Origin of the sequence: Pseudomonas brassicacearum, assembly GCF_003732265.1 — a bacterium.
Taxonomy (GTDB): Bacteria; Pseudomonadota; Gammaproteobacteria; order Pseudomonadales; family Pseudomonadaceae; genus Aquipseudomonas; species Aquipseudomonas brassicacearum_D.
This window is the reverse complement of sequence record NZ_MOBK01000007.1, coordinates 165,823-189,015: the sequence shown is the minus strand read 5'-3', so window position 1 is coordinate 189,015 and position 23,193 is coordinate 165,823. Positions and strand designations below refer to the sequence as shown.

The window sequence follows — 23,193 nt, the reverse complement described above, 5'->3', positions numbered from 1 at the left end:
CTTGCTCGCGAAGGCGGTGTATCAGTTGATGTATCTATCGACTGACACACCGCCTTCGCGAGCAAGCCCGCTCCCACATTTTGTTTCAGGACACCCAAGGAGATTGGCGGATGATCTCGACAAAGTTCATCGGCTTGAACCCCGCCTCGCTGTCCACCAGCACATCCGCATTCACCGTGCCGAACGTCGTGTCCGGCTTGTGCTTGAAGCCGTTGGCGAACGCACACAGGATGCACTCCTTGAACCCTTCGCCCCGTGGATGCGCATGCACCACCGCCTCGCGCTGCACGGTGGAAAACCCCGCGTAGTCGATGCCCAGCACATCCATTTCAACGCCTGCGGTCACCAGCGCCACGTTCGGCCGCAGGTGCTGCGGCACACCCGGTGTGGTGTGCAACGCAATCGACAACCAGACCTGCTCGATATCGTCATCGCTCAGCCCGTAAGGCTTGAGGAACGCCTTGGCGGCATTGGCGCTGTCGACTTCAAAACGCTCGTCCGCGCTGCGATGACCTTCCATCAGACCGAGGTCATGGAACATCGCACCGACGTACAACAACTCCGGGTTGTAGGCCAGTTGCTTGCGTTCGCCGCTCAAGGCACCGAACAGGAACACCCGGCGGGAGTGGTGATACAGCAGGTCGGATTCGACGTCGCGGATGTATTCGGTGGTGGCCTTGGCCAGTGCGCTGTCGGGGATTTTGATACCGGCAATGATGCTGCTCATGGTGATTTCCTCGTGGGGAACGCCGTGGCGGCGCTGATGGGTAAAGTCTGTGCCGCCCCCTGAAACCGGACAATCGATCCATGGCTGCGATCCTTGCCAATGAACCTGCATATCGCGCCAACCTCGCTTGTTGCGCGTGGATTGGCTAAGTTGGACGGCAGTGAATGAGCTTTTGTGGCGAGGGGGCTGTTGTGGCGAGGGGGCAAGCCCCCTCGCCACAACAGCCCCCTCGCCACAGGTCCGCGCCAAATTCGATATTTAGAGGGCGTCCGCTTTCATGAGTAAAACCGTCGCCATCGTGGTCTTCGCCGGCGTTCAGTCCCTGGACGTCACCGGTCCCATGGATGTGTTTTCTGAAGCCAATCGTTTCCTCGAACCACAAGACCACTATCGATTGGAGGTGATCGGTGTCGAGCGCGGGGTGATGCCGTGTTCCAACGGTCTGTCGCTCAATGCTCACCGGCATTTCAGCGAAGCGCTTGAGGTGTATGACCTGCTGCTGGTGGCCGGTGGACCACAGTTGCCGTTCATGGAGTTCGGCGCGGCGTTCGATACCTGGCTGCGAGGTGCCTGCGCGCGGGCGCAGCGCTTTGGCTCGATCTGCAACGGCGCCTTCATGCTCGCCCGGGCCGGATTGCTGCAGGGGCGAACCGTGACGACTCACTGGGGCGACGCTGCCGCGCTGGCTCAGTTATGTCCGTCGACCCAGGTCGAGGCGGATCGTTTGTACGTGCAGGACGGCGAGCTCTACACCTCGGCCGGGGTCACGGCGGGGATCGATTTGTCGTTGTATCTGCTGGCCATGGACCACGGACCGGAAGTCGCGCTGAACGTGGCCAAGCGTCTGGTGGTGTTCACCCAACGCTCAGGCGGGCAATCGCAGTTCAGCCCCTTCCTCACGCCCCACGCCGAGCCGACCTCTGCCGTGGCGCTGGTTCAGCTCTACGTGTTGGCCAATCTCACCGGCGACCTGACCATCGCGGACCTGGCGAATGCGGCCAACATGAGCACGCGCAATTTCTCCCGGGTGTTCGCCAAGGAAGCCAAGATCACCCCGGCGGAATTCGTCGAGCGGGCGAGGGTGGATGCGGCGCGGGTGCTGCTGGAGAGCACGCATTCGCCGCTCAAGACCGTGGCTTACCAATGTGGATTTCGCGATGCCCAGCACATGCGCAGCGTGTTCAACCGCAGGCTGGGCGTGACGCCGCAGCAGTTCAGGCTGAATTTTTCTGCGATGGTTTGAGCGAGCTTTTTTGTTGCCTGTCAGGGCCTCTTCGCGAGCAAGCCCGCTCCCACATTGGAACGCATTTCAAACTGTGGGAGCGGGCTTGCTCGCGAAGGCGTCAGTCCAGGCACGAAAAATCTAAGGCACTGCCCGCGCTGGCAAAAACTTCACCGTACTACGCGTATTGGCCGTGACTTCTTCATCGTTGAAATGCGCTTCGTAGTACACCCCTTCGACATACGCCTCGGCCTGGTCGTCGTAGTGACTGTCAAACGGCACGCCGCTCTGGCCGACCGGGTTGATGGTCAGGCTGTGAGCCGGGTCGGCGAAATCCACCAGGCGCCGCGTCGACGGGCCATAAGTCACCGGCCAGGGCGCCGGACCGATTTTGGCCGAGAGATTGTTCGGCACTTCGTGGGTACCGGGTGCATCGAACGGCCCGACGTTGAAGACCCGATCAAGCGGCTTCTGCACGCCCAGTGGATGACCATGGGTCAGGGTATGCGCCTTGCCCCACTGCCACTGCGCCGAATCCGCGCCGAGGGTGGTCTTGAGGTGGGCGATGCTCGCTTGCCAGGCCACCTTGACCGTGTCGGCGCGGGTTTCCTTGCCGAGGGTATTGCGGTTGTCCCACCACGGCGAATCAGGCGTGGCAGCGAGGCGCGGCAGCGCGGCATCGATCACCCGGGTCGAGAGCAAGGTCTCGAAAAAATCATTGCCCAGTTCATCGTGCATCGTCGCGTCAGCGAGGTTGAACAGGAACTGGTTGAACAGCGTGGCGCTGGTCGAATCGAGCGGGTAGTCGCCTTTCCACTGCGCCAGTTGTTCCACCCGTTTCAGTTCGCTGGGATCAGTCACCACTTCACGCAGCACCGGCAGCAACGGCGCCAACAGCCGAGGACCGTAGGCGGTGGTGGTGCCCAGTTGCAGCTTCTGGCTGGCATCGATGTCCCACTTCACGTTTTTGTCGCTGAGCTGGCGATTAAGCTGCTGACCGCGATCGGCCAGGTTGTAGTAACCGGGAATCTCCATCCCGGTCGGCGACAGCGGCTGGAAGTTGGCCGAGACGATGTAGCCGCGTGCCGGATTTTCTTCCTGCGGGTTGGCGCTGAACGGGTAGAAGCCGTCCTTGTCCGGCTGATTGGTGCTGCCGTCGAGGATGAAACCGGGTTTCACCCCGGCCGCGCGCTTGGGCAGCAACGCCGAAGCCCACCAGCCGATGTCGCCCTTGGCGTTGGCGTAGACAATGTTCAACCCCGGCGCTTGAACCTTGGCGGCTGCAACGCGCGCCTTGGCCAGGGTGTCGGCGCGGTTGAGCTGATAGAAGCCGTCGAGAATCGGGTTCGGTGTTTCAAGGAACGCCCACCACATCGCCACCGGCGTCTTGCCGGCCGCCGTGCCGAGTGCATCGTTGATGATCGGGCCGTGGGGCGATTGACGCAGCGTCAGCTTGACCGCTTCCTGCCCCTTCACGACGATCTGTTGCTCGGTGGTGACCATGTCCACCCACTTGCCGCGATACCAGACCTGGTTCGGATTGTCCGGGTTGGTTTTCTCGGCGATCAGGTCCAGGTCGTCGTTCTGGAACATGGTCAGGCTCCAGCCGAAGTCCAGGTTGTGGCCCAGAAACGCAAACGGCACCAACGCCTGATGGTGACCGTACAACTCGAAGCCCGGTGCAGAGAGTTGCGCCTCGTACCAGACCGCCGGCACGGAAAAGCGAATATGCGGGTCACCGGCCAGCAGCGGTTTGCCGCTTTTGGTGCGGTTGCCGGAAATCACCCAGGCGTTACTGCCCTCGAATTGCGGCAGGCCATTGTCGGCCAGTGCCTGTTCACTCAGACGGGCGAGGGCGTTCAGGTCTTTCCAGTCGCTGGAGGACAGGATTGGCGCAGGCTTGGAATGCCCTTGGGCCAGGACGCCTTTGGGCTGCCAGTCGAGATCGAAGATGTTCAGGTAGTCGGCGCCCAACTGATCGCGCACGAACGTCAGCAACGGCTCGGTGCGAAACGCCGCGGCAAAGCTGTAGGCCATGTAACCGGCGACGCTGATGCTGTCTTGCGCCGTGAACGGGCGCTTGTGGATGCCCAGCACGTCGAACTCGACAGGCGCGGCGTGCGTGTCCTGATATTGATTGATCCCGTCCAGATAGGCTTCCAGGGCCTTCCATGCCGGTGACTGCCGATCCAGCGTGGCGACGTAGCTGTCGGCCCGTTCGCGGATGCGCAGGCTGCGGAACAGTTTGTCGGTGTCGATCAGTTTCGGGCCGAGGATCTCGGCCAGTTCACCGCGGGCCAGGCGACGCATGGCTTCCATCTGGAACAAACGATCCTGGGCCTGCACATAGCCGAGGGTGCGGTAGAGGTCGGTCTCGTTTTCCGCGCGGATATGCGGCACGCCGCGCTCGTCGTAGCGCACGCTCACCGAACCTTGCAGGCGCTGCAACTCCACCTGGCCCTGGCGCGTCGGCTGCTTGCTGTACACGTACCCGCCGACCCCGATAGCGAGCGCGACAATCAGCAAGGCAAGTACGGTCAGGACGCGTTTCATGGAGACTCCTTGTTCTTATTGGATTGCCGCCCGTGTGGGCTGCCAACATGTAGCACAGACCTCCTGTGCCGGGCACTGCGGTCCTGCAAAAGTCAGGAATGCCTTAGTTCACTTCAACCGGCCACGGGCAGTAACAACCGATGGCCAGCGTATGCGTTGCGTTCACTGCGCGACCTTCGCTCAGTGCTTGCAGGATGGGCTCGATAAAGCTGTTGTTCGAATTGCAGGTCAGGCCTTCGCTGTACGGGCCGAAATACGCCAGTTTGCCGCTGCGATCCCAGATCGCCACGGCGGGGCTGGCGGGAATCTGTTCGGAGCCGGGCAGCAGGGTGATGGTTTTCAGGCTGTTCAACGTAGTGGGGAGCTGGCCATGACTGCCGGGTTTTTGCACGGCGTAAAACTCGACGCCCTGTGGCACATAGCGTTCAACCAGTTCGCTCAGGTGTTGCTGATTGCCGACGTTGCACGGGCAGGCCGGGTCCCAGAAGTGCACCAAGCGAATGGCGCCGGGGCCGGCAAGGTCATCGGGCAGGCGCAGCGGGTCGCCGGAAAATACCGCAGTGTGTTCGCTGAACGCCCGCAAGTAGCGTCCTTGAAACCAGTCATACGCGGCCCACAGGACGCCGGCACACACGAGGGCGAGCAGGCTGGCAAGCAGTGTGGTGCGGTAGGCCGGGCGCATGGGTTTCATCCTCGAAGGCCGGCTAGCTTGCCATGCTTGCTGCGACAGATGAATATCGCAGGCCTATAAAGTCCGTTTAACGCTCTGGAATCCTTCATGTCAGCCACGTTTTCCCCCGATCATTTGCGCGCCAGCCTGCGGCCATTGGCCGAGGGGCAGCCGCTGTCGACCGAGGCCATGGCGTATCAGCATTTTTACGGGCTGGATTTTCCGGGGCGTACATTGCGTGGGGGGCTCGGGCGTTTCGAGATCGATGGCTATCACTTGGTCAGCCAGTTCTGGTGGCCGGAGCGGGCGAAGGCGACGCTGTTCCTGTTCCACGGTTTCTACGATCACACCGGGCTCTATCGCCATGTGATCGAGTGGGCGCTGGATCAGGGTTTTGCCGTGATCGCCTGCGACTTGCCGGGGCATGGGCTGTCCAGTGGCGAGCGGGCGAGCATCAAGGAATTCGCCGAGTATCAGGACACGCTGCAAGGGTTGTTCGCCGAGGCGTTGTCCATTGACCTGCCGCAGCCGTGGCACCTGTGCGGGCAGAGCACGGGCGGGGCAATCGTGATTGACCATGTGCTCAATCACGGCGCGAACAGTCCGGCGCAAGGCCAGGTGATCCTGTTGTCACCCCTGGTTCGGCCGCGTGCCTGGGGGTGGTCGAAACTCAGCTATTACCTGCTCAAACCGTTCGTCAAAGCCATCGCCCGGCGCTTCAGTGAGAACTCCAACGACCCTGATTTCCTGCCATTCCTGCAAGCCGATCCGTTGCAGCCGCTGCGTTTGCCCACGGCGTGGGTCGGGGCGTTGTCGCGCTGGATCAAGCGAATCGAAGCCGCCCCGAACAGCCCGCGTCGGCCGCTGATCGTGCAGGGGCAGGCGGACATGACGGTGGATTGGGAGCATAACCTGGGGGTGTTGAAGGCCAAGTTCGACCGGCCTCAGGTGTTGATGTTGCCAGAGGCGCGGCATCATCTGGCGAATGAGACGTTGGTGATGCGGGAGGAGTATTTCGGGTTTTTGAGCAAGCGGATCAAGGGCCGGAATTTGTAGCGACAGTAATGGCCCCTTCGCGAGCAAGCCCGCTCCCACACTTGACCGCACTCCCCTGAGAGAACTCGGTTAAATGTGGGAGCGGGCTTGCTCGCGAAGGCGATTTCCCTGGCGCCGAAAATTACTGGGCGAGATTCGAAGTACTTTGCCCCACCGCCAACCCCGCCCGAATCGCCGCCAGCGCCGCCTGGTAATACGCCTGGCCCTCGGTGGACTCGGCAAACGTGGCGAACTCTTCCAGTTCGTTGTCCGAGAGATCGCGATAGACATACAGCAGCGTGTTGTTCAGGTCGCTGCCGATCTGGTCCATCAATCGCAGGCGCTGACCGTTCAACATCCCTTGCGACTGTCCACTACTGAGCAACCCGGGGATCATCGAACTCAGGCTGTCAGCCGCGACACCGGCAATCGCCAGGCTGACCTCAGCACCCGCCTCGCGAGCCGGCAGGGCCTTGGCCAAGTGGCCGATGATCAATTGACGGCTGTCGCTGGCCTGCATCTTCGGCAGGCCCTTGGCGTTTTTCGCCAGTTGGTCGCGACGGGTGGCCAGCAACTCGGCGGCCACGACTTTTTTGCCCAGGGGCGATTGGAAGAAGGTCAGTGCAGGTTTTGGGTCGGCGAGACTTTTGCGTAGTTGTGCTTCGGCGCGTTGATCGACCGACTGCGGAGCGAATCGCTGATTGCTGTTGTTGACCAGTGCCTGAAACACCGCCGGTGGCAGGCTGCTTTCGTAGCGTTGTTGCGCGGCTGTGAGGGCGTCGTTGAAATGCGCGCGTTGGTCTGGCCAGCCGGCGACTTTATACAACTGGTCGTGGCCGTCTGCCCAAGCGGGCAAAGCACAGAGCATCAACAGTGAAAAAAGCAACCGGCGCATAGGGACTCCTGTCAGCAGGCGACTATTCTCCGTGTGGCATCCGTACTTGTCGAGAATTCGTATCAACCCGCTGCGTGGCTCTGTCGGATTTTCAGGCACAGGAATACTATGCGCGGCATGCAAATACCCTCTGATCACCCGCTGCTGTTACGTATCGTTGACGACCTGGCTGCAAACGGCTGGTCGCAACAGAACATTTTCCTGCCTGAGGATCTGACCCGGGCGCTGGCGGCTGAGTGCCGTAAACGTGCAGCCGAGGGTGAACTGGCCCCTGCGGCGGTAGGCCGAGGGCCGTCATCGGAGGTTCGCGAGGGGATTCGCGGCGACCATATCCAGTGGATCGACCCCGGTCAGGCCGAGGCGTGCGACAGCTATCTGGGATTGATGGACAGCCTGCGCGAAGCGATGAATCGCGGTTTGTTTCTGGGTCTTGAGGATTTCGAAAGCCATTTCGCGCTGTACCCGCCGGGTGCATTTTACCTCCGGCATGTCGACCGTTTTCGCGATGACGACCGGCGCATGGTCTCGGCCGTGGTGTACCTCAATGACGGTTGGCTGCCCGAGCACGGCGGACAGTTGCGCATGTATCTGGAGGAAGACCGGGCCTACGATGTGGAACCTGTCGGCGGATGCCTGGTGGTGTTTCTGTCGGGCGAAGTCCCCCACGAAGTCCTGCCCGCGACCCGGGATCGCCTGTCATTGACCGGCTGGTTCCGACGCCGGGGTAACGAGCCGTTCTGATCATGCAGAAAATTCTGGTAAGCCGCTGCCTGCTGGGCCACCGCGTACGCTACGACGGCGGGGCGAGCGGGCCATTCGACCAGCTTCAGCAGTGGCTGGACGAAGGCCGGGTCATCCCGTTGTGCCCCGAGGTGGCGGGAGGTTTGCCGACACCCAGGGCCGCAGCGGAAATTCCTGGCGGGCAGGGCGCGCACGTGCTGGATGGCCACGCCAGCGTGATCACCACCGAGGGTGAGGATGTCAGTGCCGAGTTCCTGTCGGGGGCTTATCAAGCGCTGGAACTGGTGCAAAAGCACGGCATCCGCATTGCCGTGCTCAAGGCCAATAGTCCGTCTTGCGGGAATTTGCTGACGTATGACGGAAGCTTCAGCGGTGTGAAGGTGGCGGGCGAGGGTGTGACGGCGGCGTTGCTCAGGCGTAATGGTGTGCAGGTTTTCAGCGAGTTGGAGTTGCCGCAAGCGGCTGCTGCCCTGACAACCTTAGTCTGAAGACCGCCACAAAACTAATGTGGGAGCGGGCTTGCTCGCGAAGGCGCAGTGTCAGTCGACATCGATGTGTCTGACACTCCGCCTTCGCGAGCAAGCCCGCTCCCACATTAGATCTCCACAGCCTTCAACCTGAAATCAGGGTTTTGACGCCGCGCTCGCATCCGCCCCAAACCACTTCTTCTCCAGCGCCGCCATCCGGCCATCGTCCTTGATCCGCTGCAACGCATTCTCCAGGCTGGCATGAAACGCCGGGTTGCCTTTCTGAAACGGAATCGCCAGACCCACCGGCGGATTGGCCTTGGGCTTCTCTTCGGCAAACGACTGCACCAGCAGCATCGAGCGCGGCTCTTCCTTCTGCGCGATCAATTGCGCGGTTTGAAGGTAAGGCTCGCTGAAATCGAAACGATCCTTCAGATCCGGGGTCATTGCTATGTGGTTGATGGCGACGTCGTACTTGCCGCTTTCTACGCCGGTCAACAGATCGCCCGAGTCGGTGACGACGAAGTCGGGGCGGACATCGAGTTCGCTGGCCAGCAGTTGGCCCAACTCGACTTCGAAGCCGCTGAGTTTGCCTTCATCCTTGAAATTGAAGGGCGGTGTATTAGCTTCAAGAGCAATGCGCAGTTCGCCACGGTCGTTGATGTCGTCAATCAGTTCGGCATGAGCCAAAGGGCTCAAAAGGGGTAGCAGGCAGATCAGGCCAGGCAAGAAACGCATGGTCACTCCTTTGAATTCATTATCGCGATGCTCTGGTTCAGGCTCGCTTTGCTATGGTTGTCGAGTGCCTTCGACAACGATTGACCATGAAGTTGTCATGGTCACGCGGATTTTACGAAAAAACTGGAGAAGAGAATGAAAACGTTTATGTCTCGTGCGGCTATGGCTGGCCTGCTGATGGGTGTTTCGGTGCTGGCCAGTGCTGCCACGCCGGCGCCTAAAGGTGCCGAAGTGTCCATCGTCTCTCCTGAAGACGGTGGGACTGTCCCGCAAACTTTCAAGGTTAAATTCGCTGTCGAGAACGTTTCCCTGGCCCCGGCGGGTGATGAGACCAAAAACACCGGTCACCACCACCTGCTGATCGATGCCAAGGACGTAATCCCTGCAGGTTCGGTGATTCCGGCAGACGCCAATCATGTGCATTTCGGCAAGGCGCAGACCGAGACCGAGCTGACGCTGACTCCCGGCAAACACACCTTGCAACTGGAGCTGGGTGACAAAGGCCACATGGCTTTCGATCCGCCAATCGTGTCGAAAAAAATCACCGTCAACGTCAAGTGACCTGGTCGGAATAAAAAACCGCGCCCATGAAAAAGGAGCCCCTGAGGGCTCCTTTTTTTGTTGCTCAGTCGCTATCAGAACAACACGCGGCAACGAATGGTGCCGTTGATGTGCTGCAACTTCTCCTGGGCGATTTCCGAGTAGTCGGCGTCGACGTCGATCACGACGTAGCCGACTTTCTCGTTGGTCTGCAGGAACTGACCGGAGATGTTGATGCCGTTTTCGGCGAACACCTTGTTGATCTCGCTCATCACACCCGGAATGTTTTCGTGGATGTGCAGAAGGCGGTGCTTGCCAGGGTGAGCCGGCAGGGCCACTTCCGGGAAGTTCACCGACGATACGGAGGTACCGTTGTCGCTGTACTTGACCAGTTTTTCTGCCACTTCCAGACCGATGTTGGCTTGCGCTTCAGCGGTGGAACCACCGATGTGCGGGGTCAGGATCACGTTGTCCAGGCCACGCAGCGGGCTTGCGAACTCTTCGTCGTTGGAGCGTGGCTCCACCGGGAACACGTCGATGGCCGCGCCGATCAGATGCTTGTCCTTGATCGCGTCCGCCAGGGCGTCCAGTTCGACCACGGTGCCGCGAGCGGCGTTGATCAGGATGCCGCCCTTCTTGATCGCGCGGATTTCCTTCTCGCCGATCATCCACTGGGTCGCAGCGGTTTCCGGAACGTGCAGGGTGACGATGTCGGACATGCCCAGCAGCTCGTGCAGGTTGCCGACCTGCGTGGCGTTACCCAGTGGCAGCTTGGTCACGGTGTCGTAGAAGTACACCTGCATGCCCAGGCCTTCAGCCAGGACCGACAGTTGCGTACCGATCGAGCCGTAACCGACGATGCCCAGCTTCTTGCCGCGGATCTCGAAGGAGTTGGCCGCGCTCTTGATCCAGCCGCCACGGTGGCAGGAAGCGTTCTTCTCAGGGATGCCGCGCAGCAGCAGGATCGCTTCGGCCAGCACCAGCTCCGCTACGGAGCGAGTGTTGGAGTACGGTGCGTTGAACACCGCAATCCCGCGTTCGCGCGCTGCGTTCAGGTCAACCTGGTTGGTGCCGATGCAGAAACAGCCGACCGCGACCAGCTTCTTCGCGTGATCGAAGATCTCTTCGGTCAGTTGAGTGCGCGAGCGAATGCCGATGAAGTGCGCATCAGCGATCTTTTCCTTCAGTTGGGCTTCCGGCAGAGAACCGGTGAGGTACTCGATGCTGGTGTAGCCCGCCGACTTGAGAACGTCGACAGCCGATTGGTGGACGCCTTCGAGAAGAAGGAACTTGATCTTGCTCTTATCGAGAGAAGTCTTGCTCATCTGCGTAAACCTGTATCCCGGAGAAAAATGGCAGGAAATAGCCAGCAGACGCTGACCCGGACGGCAGGAAAGCCGTCGCCGCAGATTGGCCGTTGGGCACTATGCTGCGGGGTCGGTATGCTAGCATACGCACCCCGCTAAACACTCATTCCTGCGACGTGAAGCGTTCTCAGGATGACCATGAATTGTTCGAGAGTTCTGTCGATGACCAATCCTGCGCTGATTGATGAGCTGAAGACCCTGGTTGAGCCTGGCAAGGTGCTGACCGATGCCGACTCCCTGAATGCTTACGGTAAGGATTGGACCAAGCATTTTGCTCCGGCCCCGACCGCCATCGTGTTCCCCAAGACCACCGAACAGGTGCAGGCCATTGTCCGTTGGGCCAATGAACGCAAGGTGGCGCTGGTGCCGTCCGGCGGCCGTACCGGGCTTTCTGCTGCGGCGGTGGCTGCCAATGGCGAAGTGGTCGTGTCGTTCGATTACATGAACCAGATCCTCGATGTAAACCTCACCGATCGCACGGCCGTTTGTCAGCCGGGCGTGGTCACCGAGCATTTGCAGAACGTTGCTGAAGAAAAAGGTCTGTACTACCCGGTGGACTTCGCCTCGGCAGGTTCGAGCCAGATTGGCGGCAATATCGGCACCAATGCCGGCGGGATCAAGGTTATTCGCTACGGCATGACCCGTAACTGGGTCGCCGGCATGAAAGTCGTGACCGGTAAGGGCGACCTGCTGGAACTGAACCGCGACCTGATCAAGAACGCCACCGGCTACGACCTGCGTCAGCTGTTCATCGGCGCGGAAGGCACCCTCGGGTTCGTGGTTGAAGCGACCATGCGTCTGGATCGCGCACCGAAAAACCTCACCGCGATGGTCCTCGGTACCACCGATTTCGACTCGATCATGCCGGTGTTGCACGCGTTCCAGAGCAAACTCGACCTGACCGCCTTCGAATTCTTCTCCGACAAGGCCTTGGCTAAAGTCATGGGGCGAGGCGATGTTCCGGCGCCTTTCGAAACCGATTGCCCGTTCTACGCGCTGCTGGAATTTGAAGCGACCACCGAAGAAGTGGCCAACCACGCGCTGGAAACCTTCGAGCACTGCGTCGAACAGGGCTGGGTGCTGGACGGCGTGATGAGCCAGAGCGAAACCCAGTTGCAGAACCTCTGGAAGCTGCGCGAATACATCTCCGAAACCATTTCCCACTGGACGCCGTACAAGAACGACATTTCGGTCACCGTGTCGAAAGTACCGGCGTTCCTCAAGGAAATCGACGCGATCGTCGGCGAACACTACCCGGACTTCGAAATCGTCTGGTTCGGCCACATCGGCGACGGCAACCTGCACCTGAACATCCTCAAGCCGGAAAACCTGAGCAAGGATGAGTTCTTCGCCAAGTGCGCCACGGTGAACAAGTGGGTGTTCGAAACCGTCGAGAAGTACAACGGTTCGATTTCCGCCGAGCACGGCGTGGGCATGACCAAGCGTGATTACTTGACCTACAGCCGTTCGCCGGTTGAGATCGAGTACATGAAAGCGGTCAAAGCGGTGTTCGACCCGAACGGCATCATGAACCCGGGCAAGATCTTCGCTGTTTGATTTTCGAACGTTAAGAGCACGAATCAGGAGTCGGTAATGAGCTATCAGCACCAGTATGTCGACGGTACGCGTATTCATTTCCCGCTGGGGAAAGTGGTGTGCATCGGCCGTAACTACGCCGAACACGCCAAGGAACTGGACAACCCGGTGCCTACCGAGCCGCTGCTCTTCATTAAGCCGGGCAGTTGCGTGGTGCCGCTGGAAGGCGGTTTTGCCATTCCGACCGAGCGCGGTTCGGTGCACTACGAAGCGGAAATCGCTGTGTTGATCGGCAAGCCGTTGTCGACCAAGCCGAGCCGCGAAGAAGTGCTGGACGCCATCTCCGGTTTCGCCCCGGCACTCGACCTGACGCTGCGTGACAAGCAGGCCGAGCTGAAATCCAAGGGCCTGCCGTGGGAAATCGCCAAGTCGTTCGACGGCGCGGCGGTGATCGCGCCGTTCGTGTCCGGCAGCACCTTTGCTGACCTGACCGACATCGGCATCCGCCTGACCATCAACGGCGAAGTGCGCCAGGATGGCAACAGCAGCGCGATGCTCAACCCGATCGTGCCGATGATCCAGCACATGGCCGGCTGCTTCTCGCTGCAGGCCGGTGACGTGATCCTGACCGGCACGCCAGTGGGCGTTGGTCCGTTGAATGTCGGCGATGAGATTGTTCTGGAACTGCCAGGCGCGAGTAGCTTCACCAGTAGCGTGCGCTAGTCGCATCACCGCAAAACAACTGTGGGAGCGGGCTTGCTCGCGAATGCGGTGTATCAGGCAACTTTAATGTTGACTGACACGCCGCGTTCGCGAGCAAGCCCGCTCCCACAGTGGGTTTCGTGGTTGGTCGCAGTAGGGCAATCCCGCCATTTCCCGTTTTTTTCACATTTCGTCTGGATAATTCCGGGGCTCGCGGCGTCTGAGCCGGCCCCAATTGTGCTATTACCCCTAGCCTGAATTTCTGGAACGCATCCCTCAATGGCCACCCCACCGCTGTCCACGCTCAAAACAACCCGCCGCTCGCGCTTCGCGCTGCCTTGGTTCGCCTGGCTGATGCTGGTGGCGGTCATTGCGTACGGCGTTGCTTTTGCAATGCATTGGGATAATCGCGGCGTGCTCTGGGTGAAAGAGCAATTCAAGAGCCCGGCCGAGCGTCAGGCCAGTATCTGGCTTCCTGGCTACCGGGCAGTGATCGATGCCAAGGTATTGCCGGGCATGGAAAAGGACGAAGCCTCGGACCTCGCTTACGATCCTCAGACCAAAACGCTGTTTTCGGTTATGGGCAAGAACCCGTTTCTGGTCGAGCTGAATCTTCAAGGCGATGTCCTGCGCAAAATGCCGCTGGTGGGTTGGAGCAACCCGGAAGGCGTCACCGTGCTGGGCAACGGCCTGCTGGCGATTGTCGATGAGCGCGAGCACTTGATCACCGTCGTCAAGGTCGATGCCAACACCCGTGAATTGAACATCGCCGACTTTACGAAGTACGACCTCGGGCCTTCGAAAGACCAGAACAAGGCCTTTGAAGGGGTCACCTGGGATTCGCAAAACCAGCAGTTGCTGCTGGGCGAAGAGCGTCCGCCGGCCCTGTTTGCCTGGAAAGGTGACGGCCGGGTCCTGACCGGTGACAAGCTGAAGCTGGCCAGCCATGCGCTGGACATGCGCAACCTGTCGGCCCTGGCCATCGACCCGCGCACGGGCCACATGCTGGTGCTGTCCGCCGACTCGCACTTGTTGATGGAGCTGGACAAAAAGGGTGAGCAAGTCAGCTTCATCGCCCTGTTGCGCGGCTTCAATGGCCTCAAGAGCACCATTCCACGCGCCGAAGGCGTGACCATGGACGACGCGGGCAATTTGTACATGGTCAGTGAGCCGAACCTGTTCTACCGCTTCGAAAAGCAGAAATAGTCGCCACACACCCACGGTTGTGGTCGCAAGCCAATGGCCATTAAGCTTGAATTCATACGGGCGTGATATTTCATCCGCCCGTTTTGTTTTCGAGCTCGCCTGAATGCGCCGACTTGCCCGTCCCAAACCCCTCGTTTTGATCCTGTCAGTGATTGCGCTGATCGTGCTGGTTGCGATCGGCCAATACATGCGCCTGTTCGAGCGTGCGTGGTTCAATCTGCATAAGCTTTGGCAGCCGCAGAGCAGCATCTCTATGGGCCTGGATCAATACCGGGTGGACATCGAGGCGCGGGTGATCGACGGGCTGAACGATAACGTCTCGGCGCTGACGTTCGATCCGGTGCGCAAAAGCCTGTTCACGGTCACCAATAAAGATTCCGAGCTGATCGAGTTGTCGCTTGAGGGCAAGATCCTGCGGCGTGTGGCGTTGATTGGTTTCGGTGATCCGGAGGCGGTGGAGTTCATCAGTGCCGACACTTACGTGATCACCGATGAGAGCCAGCAGCGGCTGATCAAGATTCACCTGGAGCACGACACGACTTTTCTCGACGGGGCGGACGCCGAGCAGATGGTCCTTGGCGTGCACATGGGCAGTAACAAGGGGTTTGAAGGGCTGGCCTACGATTCGGTGGGCAAACGGTTGTTCGTCGCCAAGGAGCGCGACCCGATGCTGATCTACGAAGTGCAGGGATTCCCGCATTACAACCCGGAGAAATCCTACGCCGTGCACGTGGTGAACAACCCCAAGCGCGATGCCGGGATGTTTGTGCGAGACCTGTCGAGCCTGCAATACGACGAACGCAGCGGCCATTTGCTGGCGTTGTCCGACGAGTCGCGACTGATTATTGAGCTGGATGTGGACGGGCGTCCGCTGAGTACGATGTCACTGAACAAGGGGCGCCAAGGCCTGCAAAAGACCGTGCCGCAAGCGGAAGGCATCGCCATGGACGACGACGGCACGATGTACCTCGTCAGCGAGCCGAACCTGTTCTACGTCTTCAAAAAACCCACGCAACCCTAACAAACACCGCAAAACAACTGTGGGAGCGAGCCTGCTCGCGAAGCGGTGCATCATTCAACATCACTGTCGACTGACACACCGAATTCGCGAGCAGGCTCGCTCCCACAGGTTTTGTTTTGTGTATGGCTTACTCGGCGCGCAGGGTTTTCACGCCTTCGCTGGTGCCCAGCAACAGCAGGTCTGCCGGACGCGCCGCGAACAGGCCATTGGTGACCACGCCAACAATCGCGTTGATCTGGCGTTCCAGTTCAACCGGGTTGGTAATCTGCATGTTGAACACGTCGAGGATGATGTTGCCGTTGTCGGTCAACACGCCTTCGCGGTAAACCGGGTCGCCGCCCAGTTTCACCAGCTCGCGGGCCACGTGGCTGCGGGCCATCGGGATCACTTCGACCGGCAGCGGGAACTCACCGAGCACCGGCACCAGTTTGCTGGCGTCGGCGATGCAGATGAAGGTCTTGGCCACGGCCGCGACGATCTTCTCGCGGGTCAGGGCTGCGCCGCCGCCCTTGATCAGGTTCAGGTGCTCGTCGCTTTCATCGGCGCCGTCGACGTAGAACTCCAGGTCGCTGACGGTGTTCAGCTCATACACCGGAATGCCGTGGCCTTTAAGTCGGGCGGCAGTGGCTTCGGAGCTGGCAACCGCGCCGTCGAACGCGCCTTTGTGCTTGGCCAGGGCGTCGATGAAGCAGTTGGCGGTGGAGCCGGTGCCGACCCCGACGATGCTCTTGTCGTCGAGTTTCGGGAGGATGAAGTCGACGGCGGCCTGAGCCACTGCCTGTTTGAGTTGATCCTGGGTCATGCGGGCTCCGAGGTGCCGAAGGAGGAAACTAAAGGCCGGCATTATAGGCTTCGAGGCGGGGAAGGTCATTGCCCGATTGGCAGAAGTACACAACCCTTTGTGGCGAGGGGGCTTGCCTGTGGCGAGGGGGCTTGTCGGAACGCCGCATCGCCCCGTTGGAGCGCGAAGCGCTCCCCAGCATTCCTTCAAGCAGACCGCATCAGTCAATTTTACGACTGCTTCGCAGCCGAACGGGGGCGAGCCCCCTCGCCACAATGGATCTTCATCGCCTGCGGAGGGCTAAAACCACCTGTTTAGTGTGGTCGCCCGGCCGAAAGCCGGGTTAGACTCCTTGGCCCTGCCCAACCCGCTCAGTGATGCTTTCCGATGCTCGAACAGTACGTCAAAAAGATCCTCACCTCGCGCGTTTATGACGTTGCCGTAGAAACCCCATTGCAGACTGCCCGCCAGCTCTCCGAGCGGCTGGGCAACAATATCTGGCTCAAGCGTGAAGACTTGCAGCCGGTGTTCTCGTTCAAGATACGTGGCGCTTACAACAAGCTGACCCAGTTGAGCGATGAAGAACGTGCTCGCGGCGTGGTCACGGCGTCGGCAGGCAACCACGCGCAAGGCCTGGCCCTGGCGGCGAAAGTGTTGGGCGTCAAAGCCACCATCGTCATGCCCAAGACCACCCCGGAAATCAAAGTCGAAGGCGTGCGTTCGCGCGGCGGCAAAGTGGTGCTGCACGGGGATTCATTCCCGGAAGCCCTGGCCTACTCGCTGAAACTGGTCGACGAAAAAGGCTACGTCTACATCCACCCGTACGACGATCCCCACACTATTGCCGGGCAGGGCACCGTGGCGATGGAGATTCTGCGCCAGCACCCTGGCCGTCTCGACGCGATCTTCGTCCCGGTCGGTGGCGGCGGCCTGATTGCCGGCATCGCGGCGTACGTGAAATACCTGCGCCCGGAAATCAAGATCATCGGCGTCGAACCGGACGACTCCAATTGCCTGCAAGCCGCGATGGCGGCTGGCGAGCGCGTGGTACTGCCGACCGTGGGCATCTTCGCCGACGGTGTGGCGGTGGCGCAGATTGGCCAGCACACCTTCGATATCTGCAAAGACTATGTCGATGACGTGATCACGGTCAGCACCGACGAGATCTGCGCGGCGATCAAGGATATCTACGACGACACCCGCTCGATCACCGAGCCGGCCGGTGCGCTGGGCGTGGCGGGAATCAAGAAATACGTCGAGCAGAATGGCGTCACCGGCCACACTTTCGTCGCCATCGACTCTGGCGCCAACGTCAACTTCGACCGTTTGCGTCACGTCGCCGAACGCGCGGAACTGGGCGAGGGCCGTGAAGCGATCATCGCCGTGACCATCCCCGAGAAACCGGGCAGCTTCAAGGCGTTCTGCGAAGCCATCGGCAAGCGCCAGATCACCGAATTCAACTACCGCTACAACACCGGCAGCGAAGCGCACATCTTCGTGGGCGTGCAGACGCACCCGGAAACCGACCCGCGCAGTGCGCTGCTGGCGAGCCTGACCGAGCAGGGTTTCCCGGTGCTGGACCTGACCGACAACGAACTGGCCAAGCTGCACATCCGCCACATGGTCGGCGGTCGTGCGGCCCACGTGGTCGACGAAGTGATCCTGCGCTTCGAATTCCCGGAGCGTCCGGGCGCGTTGTTCAACTTCCTCAGCAAGCTGGGTGGGCGCTGGAACATCTCGATGTTCCACTACCGCAACCACGGTGCCGCGGACGGTCGAGTAGTCGCCGGGCTGCAAGTGCCTCATGACGAACGTCATCTGGTGCCGGCGGCGCTGGAAGAAATCGGTTACCCGTACTGGGACGAAAGCGACAATCCGGCCTATAAGCTGTTTCTGGGCTGAGCGGCTACGCTGGTGGGCAGGCATAAGGAAATCGGACAATGGAAACGTTAACTGCCCTGAAAATGGCGCACACCGCGGCAACGGCCATATTGTTGGGCTGTGCGCTGGGCCTGGGAATATGGGTTTGGCAAACGCGGCGTAGTGGCGATGCGACTGCTGGGGCACGCACGCTGCAGCGGCCACGGGTGTTCGTTTGGCTGCTGATGGGCCTGGCGCTGCTGAGCATGCCGTTCACGGGGTGGTGGATGGTGCATCTGGTGGGCTGGCCGTTGGGGCAGACGTGGTTGTTGGCGTCGAGTGTGCTTTACACCGTGGCGGCGTTGGCGTGGTTTTGGTTGCTGGTGCGGCTTAATCGGTTGCGCAAGGCGCCGGGTGGGGTGGGGAGATTTACCTTTGCCTTGGCGTTGTTCAGTTTTGTCTGCTTTATCGCCATTGCGGGGTTGATGGGGGCCAAGCCTGTTTAAGGCTTGAGACCGGGTTGACCCCTTCGCGAGCAAGCCCGCTCCCACCTTTAACCGTATTTCTCTGAGGGAACTCGGTTAAATGTGGGAGCGGGCTTGCTCGCGAAGGCGATATCAGCCGCGCAACGAAATCACCGGCCACCCACGCTTCTCGGCTTCAGCACGCAAATTCGGATCCGGATCCACCGCCACCGGATTCGCCACCTGCTCCAGCAACGGCAAATCATTCATCGAGTCGCTATAGAAATAGCTGTCCTCCAACGAATACCCGGTCTCTTCCAGCCAACGAGTCAACCGCGTCACCTTGCCTTCGCGAAAGCACGGCACATCCGTGCTGCGCCCGGTATATCGGCCATCGACCATTTCGCACTCGGTGGCGATCAGGGTTTCAACGCCCAGGCGCTGGGCAATCGGCCCGGTCACGAAGCGGTTGGTCGCGGTGATGATCACCAGTTTGTCGCCGGCATCGCGGTGTTTGGCCAGCAGTTCGATGGCCTGCGGCAACACGATCGGCTCGATGCAATCGCGCATGTAATCGAGGTGCCATTGATCCAGCGTGGCCATCTCGGTGCGCCCGAGTACTTCCAGGCAGAAGTTCAGGTAGGCGTCGTTATCCAGCTTGCCGGCCAGGTAATCCTGATAGAACTCGTCGTTGCGTGCCTTGTAGGCGACGGCGTCGAGAAAGCCGCGCTCGCACAGGTAATCGCCCCAGGCGTGGTCACTGTCGCCGCCCAGCAGGGTGTTGTCCAAGTCGAATAAAGCCAGACGCATTGCAGTTACTCGCTGAAAAGTCTGTAGAAAGGCGCCCAGAATACGGACTTTTCACAAGAGTGCACATAAGGTCGGTCGGCGCGTTGCTGCTTTCACAACCTTTGTGGAACAATGCGGCGACATGCGTTTGCGAGGTTGTTGCCGTGATCGACCCCGATGGTTTCCGCCCCAATGTCGGGATCATTCTCACGAATGATGCCGGACAGGTGCTATGGGCTCGCCGTATCAATCAAGATGCCTGGCAGTTTCCTCAGGGCGGTATCAACCCCCAGGAGACGCCGGAAGACGCCTTGTACCGCGAGTTGAACGAAGAAGTGGGTCTTGAGCGCGAAGATGTTGAAATTCTCGCCTGCACCCGGGGCTGGTTGCGCTATCGTTTGCCGCAACGTCTGGTTCGTACCCACAGCCAACCGCTGTGCATCGGCCAGAAACAGAAATGGTTTCTCCTGCGCCTGATCTCCAACGAGCAGCGGGTGCGGATGGATTTGACCGGTAAACCGGAATTCGATGGCTGGCGCTGGGTCAGCTATTGGTATCCGTTGGGCCAGGTGGTGACATTCAAGCGCGAGGTGTATCGACGCGCTCTCAAAGAGCTTGCCCCGCGCCTTTTAACGCGCGACTGACGACGGAGTTCGACCCCGAGCCATGCTCAATACGCTGCGCAAGATCGTCCAGGAAGTTAACTCCGCCAAGGATCTCAAGGCGGCGTTGGGCATTATTGTATTGCGCGTCAAAGAGGCCATGGGCAGCCAGGTCTGCTCGGTCTACCTGCTTGACCCCGAGTCCAACCGCTTCGTGCTGATGGCCACCGAGGGCTTGAACAAGCGCTCGATCGGCAAAGTCAGCATGGCGCCCAACGAAGGTCTCGTTGGCCTGGTCGGCACGCGCGAAGAACCGCTGAACCTCGAAAACGCCGCGGATCACCCGCGCTACCGCTACTTCGCCGAAACCGGTGAAGAGCGCTACGCCTCCTTCCTCGGGGCGCCGATCATTCACCACCGTCGCGTTGTCGGCGTGTTGGTCATCCAGCAAAAAGAACGCCGCCAGTTCGATGAAGGTGAAGAAGCCTTCCTCGTGACCATGAGCGCGCAGCTTGCTGGCGTAATCGCCCACGCCGAGGCCACCGGTTCGATCCGCGGCCTGGGTCGTCAGGGCAAGGGCATTCAGGAAGCCAAGTTCGTCGGCGTGCCGGGTTCGCCGGGTGCGGCGGTCGGTACGGCGGTGGTCATGCTGCCACCTGCCGATCTGGACGTGGTGCCGGACAAGACCATCGTCGACATTGATGCCGAACTGGCGTTGTTCAAGACCGCCATCGAAGGCGTGCGCGCCGACATGCGCGCGTTGTCGGCCAAACTGGCTTCGCAGCTGCGTCCTGAAGAGCGGGCCTTGTTCGACGTCTATTTGATGATGCTCGACGATGCCGCGCTGGGCAACGAAGTCACCACCGTGATCAGGACCGGCCAGTGGGCCCAGGGTGCGTTGCGCCAGGTGGTCACTGAGCACGTCAACCGTTTCGAATTGATGGACGACGCCTACCTGCGTGAGCGCGCCTCGGACGTCAAGGACCTTGGCCGGCGCTTGCTGGCGTATCTGCAGGAAGAGCGTCAACAGAATCTGGTTTACCCGGAAAAGACCATTCTGGTCAGCGAAGAGCTGACGCCGGCGATGCTCGGCGAGGTGCCGGAAGGCACGCTGGTCGGTCTGGTCTCGGTCCTCGGCTCGGGTAACTCCCACGTCGCGATCCTCGCCCGGGCGATGGGCATCCCGACGGTGATGGGCCTGGTCGACCTGCCCTATGCCAAGGTAGACGGCATCGACCTGATCGTCGATGGCACCAAGGGCGAGGTCTACACCAACCCAAGCGAAGTTCTGCGCAAGCAATTCGCCGAGGTGGTGGAAGAAGAGAAACAACTGGCGCTCGGTCTAGACACCCTGCGCGACTTGCCGTGCGTGACCCTCGACGGTCACCGCATGCCGCTTTGGGTCAACACCGGCCTGCTGGCGGACGTGGCGCGGGCGCAGAAGCGTGGCGCCGAAGGCGTGGGTCTTTACCGCACCGAAGTGCCGTTCATGATCAACCAGAGGTTTCCGAGCGAAAAGGAGCAGCTGGCGATCTACCGCGAGCAGCTCGCCGCGTTCCATCCGCAACCGGTCACCATGCGCAGCCTGGACATCGGTGGCGACAAGGCGTTGTCGTACTTCCCGATCAAGGAAGACAACCCGTTCCTAGGCTGGCGCGGGATTCGCGTCACGCTGGATCACCCGGAAATCTTCCTGGTGCAGACCCGCGCCATGCTCAAGGCCAGCGAAGGCTTGAACAACCTGCGGATCCTGCTGCCGATGATCTCCGGCACCCACGAACTCGAAGAAGCCCTGCACCTGATCCACCGGGCCTGGGGCGAAGTACGCGACGAAGGCACCGACGTGCCGATGCCGCCGATTGGCGTGATGATCGAGATTCCGGCAGCGGTGTATCAGACCAAGGAACTGGCGCGGCAAGTGGACTTCCTGTCGGTCGGCTCCAACGACCTGACCCAGTACCTGCTGGCCGTGGACCGCAACAACCCGCGGGTGGCCGACCTTTACGACTACCTGCACCCGGCGGTGCTTCAGGCGTTGCAGAACGTGGTGCGTGACGCCCATGCCGAAGGCAAGCCGGTGAGCATCTGCGGTGAGATGGCCGGCGACCCGGCTGCGGCGGTGCTGTTGATGGCGATGGGCTTCGACAGCCTGTCGATGAACGCCACCAACTTGCCGAAAGTGAAGTGGATGCTGCGTCAGATCAACCTGAGCAAGGCCAAGGATTTGCTCGCGGAACTGATGACCATCGACAACCCGCAAGTTATCCACAGCTCCTTGCAACTGGCGCTGAAGAACCTTGGGTTGGCGAAGATGATCAATCCGGCTGCGGTCAAGACCCTCTAAACCTATTGCGGACCCTTCACGAGCAAGCCCGCTCCCACATTCGATCGCATTCTTCTATGAGAACTCGGTTAAATGTGGGAGCGGGCTTGCTCGCGAAGAGGCCAGTCAAGACAACACAAAACTAAACCCTGATCTCCACTTCCCCCAGATGCCCCCCATACGGCCCGAAACTCCTTTCGACCATATGCCGCGTCCCATCCGCCTGAACAATCAGCGCCGTACTCGCCCGCGTCCCATAACTCTGGCTGGCGATAAACACACTCGACAACAACGTCTCGGTCGCCAAACCAACCCCGGTATCCGGCAGTTCGGTAAACGGCGCCGCCTGCGAATCCCCCAATAACGCCAGCAACGCCTGCGGCTTCGGGTCCGCCAACTCTTTTTCCAGCGCAGCACGGGCCTTGAGCAATTTTGGCCACGGCGTATCGAGCCCGGCGTTCGACAGTCCGTAAACACCCGGGGGCAACATCACCGCCTCAGACTCCCGCGCATTGAAGTGCCACAGCTCGTTGGCATTGCCCATCAGCAGATTAAACCCGGCATATTCGATGGAACGTCGGACAACATCGCCCAAATAGTCATCAATCGTGCGATCACCCAACAGAAACCCCGCCACCAGTTCACCCCGGGATTTACGCGAAGGGGGCTGATGCGGATCACGAATATTGGTCAGTGCCGCAAAGCGCCCATTGGCGCCAATACCGAGCCAGGTGCCGCCGGCTTCCAGGTCTCGACCGGCATAAACGTCGGGCGCTTCGGGCCATTGCGCCAGGGGCAGGCTCGGGCGGGCATAGAATTCGTCGCGGTTGGCCGCCACGATCAGCGGCTGGGCGTGGTCGGGTCGCCAGGCGAAGACAATCAGGCACATAAGGTGGTCCTTGTGTGTTTTTTGCTCACTCTACGCAGTCCTCGCCCGTCGTTCCATCGCCTCGC

Annotated in this window: 22 protein-coding genes; 13 read left to right on the top strand and 9 right to left on the bottom strand. The window is 60.5% G+C overall.

Annotation, left to right across the window (positions count from 1 at the left end):
* Positions 1-85: 85 nt before the first annotated feature.
* A complete protein-coding gene (locus BK660_RS20250) occupies positions 86-727 on the bottom strand; it encodes an HD domain-containing protein (RefSeq protein WP_123434793.1) in 642 nt (213 codons plus the stop codon).
* A 277-nt stretch (positions 728-1,004) separates the two neighbouring features.
* Between BK660_RS20250 and BK660_RS20245 the strand changes: the two genes are divergently transcribed.
* Complete coding sequence (locus BK660_RS20245; RefSeq protein ID WP_123434792.1) at positions 1,005-1,970, top strand: GlxA family transcriptional regulator; 966 nt, start codon at positions 1,005-1,007, stop codon at positions 1,968-1,970.
* A 120-nt stretch (positions 1,971-2,090) separates the two neighbouring features.
* On the opposite strand, the gene BK660_RS20240 is transcribed toward BK660_RS20245, so the two are convergent.
* Complete coding sequence (locus BK660_RS20240; protein WP_123434791.1) at positions 2,091-4,502, bottom strand: penicillin acylase family protein; 2,412 nt, start codon at positions 4,500-4,502, stop codon at positions 2,091-2,093.
* Positions 4,503-4,605: 103 nt separating this feature from the next.
* Positions 4,606-5,184: a DUF6436 domain-containing protein gene (locus BK660_RS20235; RefSeq protein WP_123434790.1), complete on the bottom strand. Its 579-nt coding sequence runs from the start codon at positions 5,182-5,184 to the stop codon at positions 4,606-4,608.
* Positions 5,185-5,280: 96 nt separating this feature from the next.
* Here BK660_RS20235 and bipL point away from each other — a divergent pair, with 96 nt between their 5' ends.
* Positions 5,281-6,228 carry a phospholipase BipL gene (gene bipL / locus BK660_RS20230; RefSeq protein ID WP_123434789.1) on the top strand — a complete coding sequence of 316 codons (948 nt, stop codon included), beginning with the start codon at positions 5,281-5,283 and terminating at the stop codon, positions 6,226-6,228.
* 121 nt (positions 6,229-6,349) lie between these two features.
* On the opposite strand, the gene BK660_RS20225 is transcribed toward bipL, so the two are convergent.
* A complete protein-coding gene (locus BK660_RS20225; RefSeq protein ID WP_123434788.1) occupies positions 6,350-7,102 on the bottom strand; it encodes a DUF2059 domain-containing protein in 753 nt (250 codons plus the stop codon).
* A 108-nt stretch (positions 7,103-7,210) separates the two neighbouring features.
* Between BK660_RS20225 and BK660_RS20220 the strand changes: the two genes are divergently transcribed.
* Both BK660_RS20220 and BK660_RS20215 read left to right on the top strand, forming a co-directional pair.
* Positions 7,211-7,843, top strand: coding sequence for a 2OG-Fe(II) oxygenase (locus BK660_RS20220; protein ID WP_123434787.1), 633 nt, complete (start codon positions 7,211-7,213; stop codon positions 7,841-7,843).
* A gap of 2 nt (positions 7,844-7,845) precedes the next feature.
* Entirely contained in the window at positions 7,846-8,331 is a 486-nt protein-coding gene (locus BK660_RS20215; RefSeq protein WP_123434786.1) for a 2-thiouracil desulfurase family protein, read from the top strand.
* A 135-nt stretch (positions 8,332-8,466) separates the two neighbouring features.
* Here the strand turns inward: BK660_RS20215 and BK660_RS20210 are convergent, their stop codons facing one another.
* Positions 8,467-9,048: a transporter substrate-binding domain-containing protein gene (locus BK660_RS20210; protein ID WP_123434785.1), complete on the bottom strand. Its 582-nt coding sequence runs from the start codon at positions 9,046-9,048 to the stop codon at positions 8,467-8,469.
* Positions 9,049-9,183: 135 nt separating this feature from the next.
* On the opposite strand from BK660_RS20210, the gene BK660_RS20205 reads away from it, so the two are divergent.
* Positions 9,184-9,609, top strand: coding sequence for a DUF4399 domain-containing protein (locus BK660_RS20205; protein WP_123434784.1), 426 nt, complete (start codon positions 9,184-9,186; stop codon positions 9,607-9,609).
* A 74-nt stretch (positions 9,610-9,683) separates the two neighbouring features.
* Here BK660_RS20205 and serA read toward each other — a convergent pair whose 3' ends face one another.
* Positions 9,684-10,913, bottom strand: coding sequence for a phosphoglycerate dehydrogenase (gene serA / locus BK660_RS20200; protein WP_123434783.1), 1,230 nt, complete (start codon positions 10,911-10,913; stop codon positions 9,684-9,686).
* 204 nt (positions 10,914-11,117) lie between these two features.
* On the opposite strand from serA, the gene BK660_RS20195 reads away from it, so the two are divergent.
* The 4 genes from BK660_RS20195 to BK660_RS20175 all read left to right on the top strand — a co-directional run bounded on the left by BK660_RS20195 (position 11,118) and on the right by BK660_RS20175 (position 15,420).
* Positions 11,118-12,512 (top strand): FAD-binding oxidoreductase, encoded by a 1,395-nt coding sequence (locus BK660_RS20195; RefSeq protein ID WP_123434782.1) that lies wholly within the window; start codon positions 11,118-11,120, stop codon positions 12,510-12,512.
* A gap of 36 nt (positions 12,513-12,548) precedes the next feature.
* Positions 12,549-13,214, top strand: a complete 666-nt coding sequence (locus BK660_RS20190) for a fumarylacetoacetate hydrolase family protein (protein WP_059182000.1) — start codon at positions 12,549-12,551, stop codon at positions 13,212-13,214.
* Positions 13,215-13,472: 258 nt separating this feature from the next.
* Positions 13,473-14,399, top strand: coding sequence for an SdiA-regulated domain-containing protein (locus tag BK660_RS20180; protein ID WP_123434781.1), 927 nt, complete (start codon positions 13,473-13,475; stop codon positions 14,397-14,399).
* Between the two features lie 103 nt (positions 14,400-14,502).
* Positions 14,503-15,420, top strand: coding sequence for an SdiA-regulated domain-containing protein (locus BK660_RS20175; RefSeq protein ID WP_123434780.1), 918 nt, complete (start codon positions 14,503-14,505; stop codon positions 15,418-15,420).
* A gap of 127 nt (positions 15,421-15,547) precedes the next feature.
* Here BK660_RS20175 and rpiA read toward each other — a convergent pair whose 3' ends face one another.
* A complete protein-coding gene (gene rpiA / locus BK660_RS20170) occupies positions 15,548-16,222 on the bottom strand; it encodes a ribose-5-phosphate isomerase RpiA (RefSeq protein ID WP_123434779.1) in 675 nt (224 codons plus the stop codon).
* A gap of 366 nt (positions 16,223-16,588) precedes the next feature.
* Here rpiA and ilvA point away from each other — a divergent pair, with 366 nt between their 5' ends.
* Both ilvA and BK660_RS20160 read left to right on the top strand, forming a co-directional pair.
* Positions 16,589-18,103, top strand: a complete 1,515-nt coding sequence (ilvA, locus tag BK660_RS20165) for a threonine ammonia-lyase, biosynthetic (protein WP_123434778.1) — start codon at positions 16,589-16,591, stop codon at positions 18,101-18,103.
* A gap of 38 nt (positions 18,104-18,141) precedes the next feature.
* Positions 18,142-18,567 (top strand): DUF2269 domain-containing protein, encoded by a 426-nt coding sequence (locus BK660_RS20160; protein WP_123434777.1) that lies wholly within the window; start codon positions 18,142-18,144, stop codon positions 18,565-18,567.
* Between the two features lie 111 nt (positions 18,568-18,678).
* Here BK660_RS20160 and BK660_RS20155 read toward each other — a convergent pair whose 3' ends face one another.
* On the bottom strand, positions 18,679-19,335 hold the full coding sequence (locus BK660_RS20155) for a histidinol-phosphatase (RefSeq protein ID WP_123434776.1): 657 nt from the start codon (positions 19,333-19,335) through the stop codon (positions 18,679-18,681).
* Positions 19,336-19,478: 143 nt separating this feature from the next.
* Between BK660_RS20155 and BK660_RS20150 the strand changes: the two genes are divergently transcribed.
* On the top strand, positions 19,479-19,958 hold the full coding sequence (locus BK660_RS20150; RefSeq protein WP_007945562.1) for an RNA pyrophosphohydrolase: 480 nt from the start codon (positions 19,479-19,481) through the stop codon (positions 19,956-19,958).
* Positions 19,959-19,980: 22 nt separating this feature from the next.
* Entirely contained in the window at positions 19,981-22,260 is a 2,280-nt protein-coding gene (gene ptsP, locus BK660_RS20145) for a phosphoenolpyruvate--protein phosphotransferase (protein ID WP_123434775.1), read from the top strand.
* Between the two features lie 121 nt (positions 22,261-22,381).
* On the opposite strand, the gene BK660_RS20140 is transcribed toward ptsP, so the two are convergent.
* A complete protein-coding gene (locus BK660_RS20140; protein ID WP_123434774.1) occupies positions 22,382-23,128 on the bottom strand; it encodes an NRDE family protein in 747 nt (248 codons plus the stop codon).
* Positions 23,129-23,193: the final 65 nt, after the last annotated feature.